We start from the raw sequence: 10174 nt of genomic DNA on the forward strand, positions 1-10174 counted from the left end.
GCATCTGTCAGCCCCTATACGCCGCCGGGTGTGATCGTGATGGTCGCCGCTTCGCCATTGAGGTCGATCTTTTCCGCTGCCGCTACCACCGGCGTCCCCTCGCTGACCGTCAGCGCCACCGCCAGGGTTTCGTCCTTGATCTTATCGGCCCAGCACCTGATCCCTTCAGCCGCCAGCGGGGTGGTCTGGACGGCCAGGCGAATCCGGTCGGTGACCGCCAGCCCCATCTTCTTGCGCGCGTTCTGGACGCGGTTGATCAACTCGCGCGCGTATCCCTCGCTCAGTAGCCGGTCGTCCAGACAGGTGTCGATGGCGACCAAGAGCCGCCCATCGGACTCGACATGATATCCGGGACGGGGGCGGAAGTCTACCAGCAAATCCCCCGGCCCGAGCGTGACCGGGCCATCCGCCAGCACCACCTGCGCCGTCTGGTCCCGACGATATCGGTCGGCGGTCTCCGCATCCCAAGTCGCCAGCGCACTCTGGAGCGCTTTCATCCGGCTTCCCAGGCGCGATCCCAAGACCGGGAAATTCGGCTTGGCGGCGACTTCGGCAAGTTCAGCCGCGCTATTCCGGATGGTCACCCGCTTGACGTTGAGCTCGGCGGCGATCAGCGCGGTCGTCGGTGCCAGCGTCGCCTCGGTCCAATCGGTCGGCAGAACAACCGCTACCTCCGCGAGCGGCTGACGGGTCTTCAGACGGGCCTTGGCGCGCGCGGCGCGCCCCAGACCGACCACCCGCTGGGCGGCAGTCATACGTTCCTCCAGGCCCGTGTCCACGCCTGCTGGGTTGGCCACCGGGAAATCGGCCAAGTGGACCGAGGGTGGGAAACCGTTCGGTGGTTCAGGGCCGAGCAGCTCGCGGTATGAGAAGTCGGCGAAGAACGGTGCCGCCGGAGCCGCCAATTTCGACACGACCAAGAGCGAGCGGGCCAAGGTCGCAAAGGCATCGAGCTTATCCCCGGTCTGCCCGGAACCCCAGAAGCGGCGTCGGTTCAGGCGCACGTACCAGTTGGAGAGATCATCGACGACGAAGTCGGCGATCTGCCGGACGGCACGGGTCAGGTCGTATTCGTCGTAGGCCTGATCGACGGCGGCCGCGACGCTGGCCGTGCGGGACGTGATCCAACGGTCGAACTCGTTGGTGGATGCGGGCCGCGCCAGCACATCTGTCGTGTCGATTCCATCGATCCCGGCGTAGAGATGATAGAAGGCCAGCGTGTTCTTCCAGGTGTCGAAGAAGCGGTTGCGCACTTCGGTGACCGCGGCCTGATCGAAGCGTGTCGGCAGCCATGGCTGCGACGCCGACAGCAAGTACCAGCGTAGCGCATCGGCGCCATCGGCGGCGATGATCTCCCACGGGTCGACCACATTGCCCTTCGACTTGGACATCTTGCGTCCCTGCTTGTCGACGATGAACTCCATGACCAGGCAGTTGCGATAGCACTGCTGGTCGGTGAGCAGGGCGGCGATGGCATGCAGCGAGTAGAACCAGCCGCGGGTCTGGTCGACCGCCTCGCTGATGAAATCGGCCGGAAACAGCCGGTCGAAGCGGTCCTTGTTCTCGAATGGGTAATGCCACTGAGCAAATGGCATCGCCCCAGAGTCGAACCAGACATCGATCACTTCCGGGACACGGTGCATCTCACCGGCACATTTTGGACACGTCAGTGTGATGTCGTCAACATGCGGCTTGTGCAAGTCGAGCGGCTCGGGGAGATGAGAGCCGCGGGCTTTCAGATCCGCGACCGATTCGATGGCGGTCTTCTCGCCGCAGGGGCAGACCCAGATCGGCAGCGGCGTCCCCCAGAAACGTTCGCGCGACAGCGCCCAATCGACGTTGTTCTCCAACCACTCGCCGAATCGTCCCGCGCCGATCTCCGGCGGATGCCAGTGAATCTGACGGTTGAGCGCCAGGAGCCGGTCGCGGAATTGAGACGTACGGATATACCACGAACGGCGCGCATAGTACAGAAGCGGCGTGTCGCAACGCCAGCAGAATGGGTAGGTGTGCTCGATCGTCCCGGAGTCATACAGCCGCCCGGATGCCTTCAGGTCCTTGATAATCTGTTTGTCGGCGTCCTTGACGGACTGCCCGGCGTAAGGTGTGATCTTCTCCTCAAAGGTGCCATCGGCGCGCACCGGCTGGATCACCGGCAGGCCGCATTTGACTCCGAGATCGTAGTCATCGGCGCCGAATGCGGGCGCGATGTGCACGATCCCCGTCCCATCCTCGGTCGAGACGAAATCGGCGGCGAGAACAGTAAAGGCGGTCGGCTCCGGCGTGTCGGCGAAGTAGGGGAAGATCGGTTCGTACTTCTTGCCGACCAGGTCGCGGCCTTTGAAGCGCCTGGTGATCTCGAAGCCATCATGCAATACCGCCTGCGCGCGTGCCTCAGCGAGGATGAAGTGGCGTCCGGCCCTGTCGACCTGGACATAGTCGATGTCGGCGCCGACGGCGAGCGCGGCGTTGGAGATCAGCGTCCACGGCGTCGTGGTCCAGACCAGGAAGGCGACGCCGGGATCGTCGACCGATGGCATCGTGATCGTGATCGAGGGGTCTTTGACCGTGTCGTAGCCGAGCGCGACTTCGTGGCTGGAAAGACCGGTGCCGCAACGCGGGCAATACGGGACGATCTTGTGTCCTTCGTACAGCAGGTCGCGCTGGAAGAACTGCGCCAGAATCCACCAGACCGTCTCGATATAGTCGTTGGTCAAGGTCACATACGGATGTTCGAGATCGAGCCAGTAGCCGATGCGGCGCGTGAGGCGATCCCACTCTTCCTTATAGCGGAAGACCGACTCGCGGCATTGGGCGTTGAACTTGTCGACGCCGTATTCGAGAATCTTCTGCTTCGATTCGAGTCCCAGACGGCGTTCGACTTCGATCTCCACCGGCAGCCCATGCGTGTCCCACCCCGCCTTGCGGTCGACACGGAATCCCTTCATCGTGCGGTAGCGGCAGACGAGGTCCTTGATCGTACGCGAGATGACATGATGAATCCCCGGCTTGCCATTGGCGGTCGGCGGACCTTCGAAGAAGATGAAGGCGGGGGCATCCTTGCGGATCGCCAGCGAGCGCGCGAAGATCTCCTCGCGCTCCCAAAAAGCCAGGATTTGCTCTTCAATGTCGCCGTATGACGTGCGAGTTGAAGCGACATCAACGTCGGTGTCAGGTGTGGTGGTGGTGTTCATGTATTCGTGATCCGGTTGTCCCCCACCCCTTCGGCTTCGCTCAGGGCAAGCCCGGCCCTCCCCGCCCGCGGGGAGGGAGCCAAGCAGTCCGCCCCCCGTTGGCGGGGGGAGTCAGAGGGGGGCGGCTTACTTCATGATCCCTACAGCCATCCGGCCGCAAACAAAACGACGCCGGCCGATCGCCGACGTCTTCTCACAGACGCATCGCCGCGACCGGCTGTCCTACGGCCCGCTAATTCGGATGATGATGGTCGCGCGCTGCGGCATGGTCCAAGCCGGCCTCCGGGCCGCCAGAAATATATGTCGGCCGGTCGTGGCGAAGCAATAGGGGATCGCGCCCTGAAGCCCGCCGAGAACCGCCGTTCGCGGTTGCGGCTTCCGCCTGTCATCCCGAGTCCGCCCATGGCGGACGAGGGATCTGCTGTTCCTTCTGGTTCGCAACGGTGGGAAAAGCAGATCCCTCGCTCCGCACCGCCCTCCGGGCGGGGCTCCACTCGGGATGACATCGGGAGGGTGGCTTCGGGGACAAGGGGCTTAAGCCCCTTGTTTACCAAGGCCGTCCCGTAGGTCAGGAGCCCTGCGCTCCTGACGCCTTCAATCCGGCCGGCAAGGAAGTGTCAGGAGCACAGGGCTCCTGACCTACGAGTGGACAGTCAGACACCCTCCACTAGTATCATCTTCGTCCGGGCGGTCGCGTGGCGGATCTGCTTGGCGGGGCGATATGCCTCCGAGCCCCACCACGCCCTCGCCTGATCCGCGGTCGGGAACTCCAAGACGACGAGACGCCCGGGGTGCCAGTCTCCTTCGAGGGTCTCGACGTTGCCGCCACGGACCACATACCGTCCGCCATGCGCCGCCACCGTCGGCGCCGCGAGCTTCTTGTACTCCTCATAGCGAACCGGGTCGGTGACGTCGATGTCGACGATGACATAGGCGGCCACTGGCGTCTCCTTGTTGTTTTCGTTTGGGCACGGGTCTGAAGACCTGTGGCACAATCACGTCTAGGGCGGGCTCCGCCCGCCGGAATCAAATTTTCTTCACCAGCTCCCCGATCAGCCGCGAGAGCACCGGCTCGGCCTTGTTGGCGGTGGCGACGATTGTGTCCATGTCCATCGGGTGGAGGTTGTCGGGGAGGCCCATGTCGGTGACGATGGAGAAACCGGCGACACGGGTGCCCTGATGGCGGGCGACAATCACCTCCGGGACGGTCGACATGCCCACGACATCGGCGCCGATGATGCGCAGGAAACGGTACTCGGCGGCGGTCTCCAGATTCGGTCCCGCGACACCGACATAGACGCCTTTCCTGAGCGGAATCTTCAGATCGAGCGCCGCTTGCTCGGCCAAGCGCAAGAGGTCGGGGTCGTAGCATTGGTACATGTCGGGGAAGCGGGCGCCAAAGTCATCGAGGTTGGGGCCGATCAGGGGATTGCCGCCCAAGAGATTGATGTGGTCGGTGATCGCCATGATGTCGCCCGCCTGGAACAACGGATTGAGCCCGCCGCAGGCATTGGAGACGATCAGGATCTTCACGCCCAGTTGGCGCATGACACGCACCGGGAGCGTGATTTGCTGCACTGAATACCCTTCATAGTAATGGAACCGGCCCTGCATGGCGACCACCGATTTGCCGCCGAGCTTGCCAAACAAGAGCCGTCCGGCGTGCGATTCGACCGTCGAACGGGGGAAATGGGTGATGGATTCGTAGTCGACCGTCTTCTCGACGTCGATCCCCTTCCCCAGTTGTCCCAAGCCGGTGCCGAGGATGATGCCGATGGTCGGCCGGGCATCGGTCTGTTTGCGGATGGCGGCGGTGGCTTCGTTGATTTGACTGCGGTAGTCGGTCATGGTGGTCTCCGTGTCTTCAGGGGGCTGAAAGCCCCCTGTCCTCGAATCCAACTCCAACCTGTCCACTTGCGGACAGGGGGTTTTCAACCCCCTGTCACCCTGACCAAGGTCAGGGCCACATATCGTCATGTCTCAAGGGGCTGAAGCCCCTTGTTGGCCGCCCGGTTGCAGGCGCGTGACAGACGAAGGATATTCAAGCAGCCCGCACGGATCAAACGGAATCATCCGTAGGGGCGAGGCGTTGCCTCGCCCGAGGGCGACCCGGCGGGTCGCCCCTACGGCAATTGTCACCCCGAGCGACTTGTCCCGAGCGAAAGCGAGGGAAGCGAGGGGTCTGCTGTTTGAGTGGGGTCGGGAAGAAACAGCAGATGCCTCATCCGCCGCGGCGGATTCGGCATGACATGACTGGCATTGTGGGGGCGAGGCACCGCCTCGCTCCTACGGATCATTGTCGCTCGCCGAAGATGGCCCGGCCGATCCGGAGCATGGTCGATCCCTCGGCCAAGGCGATGCGCCAATCGTCGGTCATGCCCATCGAACAATGGCGCATGGCGCCACCGTGCAGATCGGTCTGCGCCAGACGGTCGAATTCGCGGCGCAGCATTTGAAACGAGCGCGTGATCGGCGCCGGGTCGTCGACGAAGGGGCCGATGGTCATCAGCCCCATGATGCGGAGATTCGGCAATGGTGCGACCGAGGCGACCAGATCATCAAGCGCGGTCGGGTCACAGCCCGACTTCTGCGATTCCTGCGTCGTGTTGACTTGGATCAGAATATCCTGCCTTTTGCCGATTAGTTCGGCGCGGTGATTGAGATCGCGGGCGAGCTCTGCCGAATCGACCGACTGGATCAGGTCAAAGAGGGCGACAGCGTCCTTTGCCTTGTTGCTCTGCAGGTGCCCCACAAGATGCCAATGCGACGGACTGGGCGTTTGGACCAGAGGAATCTTCGTCTTGGCTTCTTGAATGCGGTTCTCGCCGAAGTCGGTCAGACCTGCGACCAGGGCAGCCGCGATGGCATCGGGTCCGAAGGTCTTTGATACGGCGACGAGGACGACCGAGTCAGGCGGGCGACCCAGACGCGCCAGTTCGCCGTGCAGTTCATCTCGGAACCGGCGAATGTTCTCGGTGATCTGGTCGACGGGGTTTGTCACACCGGAAGTATACAACCGGATCGCAGGGGGCTGAAAGCCCCCTGTCCTCGATTCGAGTGCACCGGCCGTTCGTTGCGGACAGGGGGTTTTCAACCTCCTGCAGACCGGACCATGAGCAAGGGGCTGAAGCCCCTTGTCCTCAGGGATGCAGCGAGGGAGGAGGGGAGAATGCGAAAGGGGCACGGTGTGCCGTGCCCCTGCTGAAGCGGTCGTGTGACTGTCTACGACTTGTGTTTCTTGACGACGATGCGGAAAATCTGCGTGAAACCATCGGTTCCAGTCGCTTCGACGCGGCCGAGGTAGACGCCGTCGGCGACGATCTTGCTGCCGTCGGTGCGGCCGTCCCAAATCAGCGATGCGGCGCCGGCGGCATAATCCAGATCGCGCACCGGCTCGCCCGCCAAATCGTAGATGGTGGCAACCCCGGCGGTCCCGGGGGCGCGCTTGAACGTGAGCGTCACCGGACCGTCATTGGGATTGAACGGATTCGGACTGACTGCCTCGGGTGCTGCCGGGGAGTTGACCTTCAGGGTGATGGGGACACGAATGGTCGAACTGGTCTCATCGGAGGTCCAGAGCACGATCGTGTCGCGGTATGTCCGTGCGGTCAGTGACCCGATATGGGCGCCGACCGTCAACGTCAGCGACTGGCCGGTGTCGATCGTGCCGCTATCGGGATCGGCTGAGGCCCACGATGGTGCCTCTTTGACGTCAAAGAGCGAGACCACCACGTCGGTGCGGTTCCGCAACGTCAGTTCCTGCGTCTGCGGATCGGCGCCCCCTTCGGTTCCGGTGAACTGCAGGGCGACAGGCTGGACCGTCAGCGATCCTACGCCGCTAAAGATATCCCGTGCATACTGCGCCGAGGCGAGCAGATCGGCTTCGCTTTCGGCGCCGATAACGGCAAAGGCGACCGTAACGAGGGAATCGGCGGGGATGTCGTACGGTCCCGTGGCGATCAGGTGCGAGGCGTCCCCGATGGTGTCAACGTCCGCCTGTGTAAATCCTTCGGCCATGGCCGCCCATTTCTCGGCATTGGCGAAACCGTCAAAGATGTCGCGCACGTTGCTGAACGTCCGGTAGGCGGTTGTGCCCACTGGGGAGATCACCGTGACCCCCCGGAGCCGCGACCCACCGCGTTCCTGCATCCAACCCACTCCCTCAGTGGGGCGGTAGATGCTGGTATCCTGACTGGCATCGGCCCAGGGGAAATCCCAATCGAAGTACAGACCGGCACGCAGGCCGGCAATCGGAGAGCCGGATTTGTTGTGCATCGTGTACTCGGCCACCAGATAGTCGTCAGCGGCGGCGCTCGTGTCGACCCATGTGCGCTGCTCGATGAAGAGTCCGAGCGGATACTCGGCGGTTTCATCGGAGAACGCCGAGCGCGTCTCCTCGGAATGACGGGCGCTGGGGGCCTGGATTTCCATGCGTCCGCCGGGATCGACGACGAAGTCGGCATCGGGAGCGCTGACGACGCGGGCATTGTCGGAGACATGCTGCATGTCGGTGCCCACGAGGAGGGCCCCTTCGAAGAGGGTCTGAGTGGCATCGCTGCCAAAGAGATATCCCTCCCCATATCCACTGCTGCCGCGTCGTGGCGCCAAGCCATCGATCGAAAGACCGAATATCCCGGCATCGCCCACGGTCATCCTGAAGTTCCCCGCATGGTGCGTATACATCGTTTCCGTCCGCGACGGGCCGATCTGCACTGCGGCCAGTGTCGTACGCGCGTAGCCGCCATCGGCGGTGATCTGGAACTGGACCGGCACCCGTTCCCCGCCCAGCAGGTCGGGGTCGACGGAGAAGGTGAAGGGATCGGCGAAATTCCCCGCGGTGTCGGCGTTCGCGACGCTACCCAGGAAGGTCGTCCCATCCGTGATCGTGATCCTTGGGTCGGCGGATGTCATAGTGACATTGACATCCGTTGCCGCGACCCCGGTGTTGCGCAGGACCAGCACCATCGATGTGCTTGTGCCGGGGGCCGGACGCACATAGTAGTCATGGAGAATATCCAAGCTCGGTTGCGTATTCGCGGGGAGGTAACGCAACGCCGCGGCCAGATCGATGATCCCGCGCCCGTAGTCGTTGTCGTTGCCGGACGGTCCCAAGTCGCGCGCCGTCTGCAGCAGTGCGTTCTTGATCTGGTCGACCGTGGCATTCGGATTGTACTGCCGCAGCAATGCCGCTGCGGCGGCGACATGCGGTGTGGCGAACGATGTGCCATAGGCGCCGTTGGTGATGCCGTTGTTCGGGTTCGTGGTACGCACATTCACGCCGGGGGCGACGACTTCGGGCTTGATCGTGACGCCGTCACAGCCGGAGGGACCGCGTGAGGACAGGGCATCAATGGGTAGCGAAGGGTTGTTGGCGTTCACCATGCCGACAGCAAACGAATTGACATCACTCGTGTTGCGATTCCCGGGATTCCAGACGCGGTTGCTGTACGGAATCTGAGTGTCGTAGTTGCCGGCGGCGAAGAACATGGCGGCGCCGGCCGCCTCGATGTTGTCGATCGCGTTCCAGAAGGCGTCAATGCAACCGTATGTGGGATTCTCCACGACCCCCCAGGGGTTGGCCACGGCGTCGGGAACGTCGACTTCCGTCGTGGGGTCGCCATCGGGGTCGGCGATCCACTGCAGCGCCGCGAAGGGATCACTGCACAGCGCCTCAGGGCTGGTTGGGCAGGGGACATCGATAGCCGCGGCGGAGATCCACTGGCAGTCGGGGCAGACTCCCAACGTGTCGTTGGTTGCCCCCAACGGGAGAACGGCCACCATGATCCCCATGACCTGGGTCCCGTGCGAGGCGCCCAGACCAGAGTAAGTGCGCGGGACGGTGTCGCCGAAGACCGGATCGTACCAGCTCTCGGCCGGGGTGGCGCCATTGTGACCGCGCCATTTCGGCGAGAGCAACTCGTGCCCGCCGTCGACGCCGGTGTCCAGCGAGCCGACCAGTCGTCCTTTGCCGGTGATGCCCTGTGCCCACGCCGAGTCGGCCTTGATCGCGCGCAGTCCCGGTTCCACGGTGACCTGTGGGGCGGCGATGCCGGTCGCATCAGCCGATGTCACCGGCGCGATCAGTTTCACCTGCGGCATGAGGATCACCTCGGCCACGTCGGGTCGGCTGGCGATCTCAGCGATCGCCGAAGGCGTCATGTCGGCAACGATGACGTTGTCGATCCAGTAGGCGTTGACCCGATCCACACGAGCCCGGTATTCGTCGGCGCGCAGGGTGGAGAGTATGGCGGGCTGTGTCCTGTCCGCGGTCACCCGGAGCGTCTCCACGGCGGCCCGGTGCTGGGCGGCGCGGGTGGCGTATTGCATCGTCACCTGGCGCTTGACCGATCCGCCGGGGATGGCCCCGATGGGACGGATGATGACGCGAATGAAGTCGTCGGGACCCGACTCGGACAGACGCTGCTCCAATGCCGGGCCGATCGTCCCGGCATCAGCAGTGGCGCCGGTGAACACGACACCGGCCAACAGTGCCCCAGCCCAGACGATAGCTGCCGCGGCGTAACGGTTGTGATTCGATCTGCGCATGTCTTCTCCGAGAGCTGGGCGGGAAGATCCCCGTTTCATCGGTCCCCGCCCCGATTTCACTGCACACACAAGTCCAACGCTGCCAGCCACCCGGACACGCTCCACCGTAACCGGCATTCAAACGACATTCCCTGTTGTTATCGGCGAAATGTCACAATCGATTGGTTTGTCGGAGGCCGTGAGGCGGCACACACTGGTTCATTGGCTGATGCCAGGCCGAAAACACCGCTGCCCCCACCGGGCAAGATTTTTAACATACGCTGTTCTCCTTTGGTTTCCAAGCAGTTCTGCGATCCCTCTGTGCTCCCGAAGTGACTCACATTAAAGGTAACCCAAGCGGGCTTGGTTGCGGGGCGCGGAGGAATCGATGCCTCATGTTTCATGTCACCGAAGGGAGCATGGGACATGGGTATTGGTGCCCGCCAGGAATACCT

The 10174-nt window shown here is 63.3% G+C and carries 5 protein-coding genes; all 5 read right to left on the reverse strand.

Going from position 1 to position 10174, the window contains the following annotated elements:
• Nucleotides 1-14: 14 nt before the first annotated feature.
• Nucleotides 15-3194 carry an isoleucine--tRNA ligase gene (gene ileS, locus AB1792_04965; GenBank protein ID MEW5701562.1) on the reverse strand — a complete coding sequence of 1060 codons (3180 nt, stop codon included), beginning with the start codon at nucleotides 3192-3194 and terminating at the stop codon, nucleotides 15-17.
• Nucleotides 3195-3847: 653 nt separating this feature from the next.
• On the reverse strand, nucleotides 3848-4135 hold the full coding sequence (locus AB1792_04970; GenBank protein MEW5701563.1) for a DUF1330 domain-containing protein: 288 nt from the start codon (nucleotides 4133-4135) through the stop codon (nucleotides 3848-3850).
• Nucleotides 4136-4220: 85 nt separating this feature from the next.
• Nucleotides 4221-5042 (reverse strand): purine-nucleoside phosphorylase, encoded by an 822-nt coding sequence (locus AB1792_04975; GenBank protein MEW5701564.1) that lies wholly within the window; start codon nucleotides 5040-5042, stop codon nucleotides 4221-4223.
• 445 nt (nucleotides 5043-5487) lie between these two features.
• Nucleotides 5488-6195, reverse strand: coding sequence for a YggS family pyridoxal phosphate-dependent enzyme (locus tag AB1792_04980; protein ID MEW5701565.1), 708 nt, complete (start codon nucleotides 6193-6195; stop codon nucleotides 5488-5490).
• A 221-nt stretch (nucleotides 6196-6416) separates the two neighbouring features.
• On the reverse strand, nucleotides 6417-9740 hold the full coding sequence (locus AB1792_04985) for a S8 family serine peptidase (protein ID MEW5701566.1): 3324 nt from the start codon (nucleotides 9738-9740) through the stop codon (nucleotides 6417-6419).
• Nucleotides 9741-10174: the final 434 nt, after the last annotated feature.

It is taken from the genome of Candidatus Zixiibacteriota bacterium (assembly GCA_040752595.1).
Lineage (GTDB): Bacteria > Zixibacteria > MSB-5A5 > WJJR01 > WJJR01 > JACQFV01.

Coding starts and splice junctions, on each gene's coding strand:
- AB1792_04975 (MEW5701564.1), bottom strand. CDS start 5,042: ATGACCGACTACCGCAGTCAAATCAACGAAGCCACCGCCGCCATCCGC.
- AB1792_04985 (MEW5701566.1), bottom strand. CDS start 9,740: ATGCGCAGATCGAATCACAACCGTTACGCCGCGGCAGCTATCGTCTGG.
- ileS (MEW5701562.1), bottom strand. CDS start 3,194: ATGAACACCACCACCACACCTGACACCGACGTTGATGTCGCTTCAACT.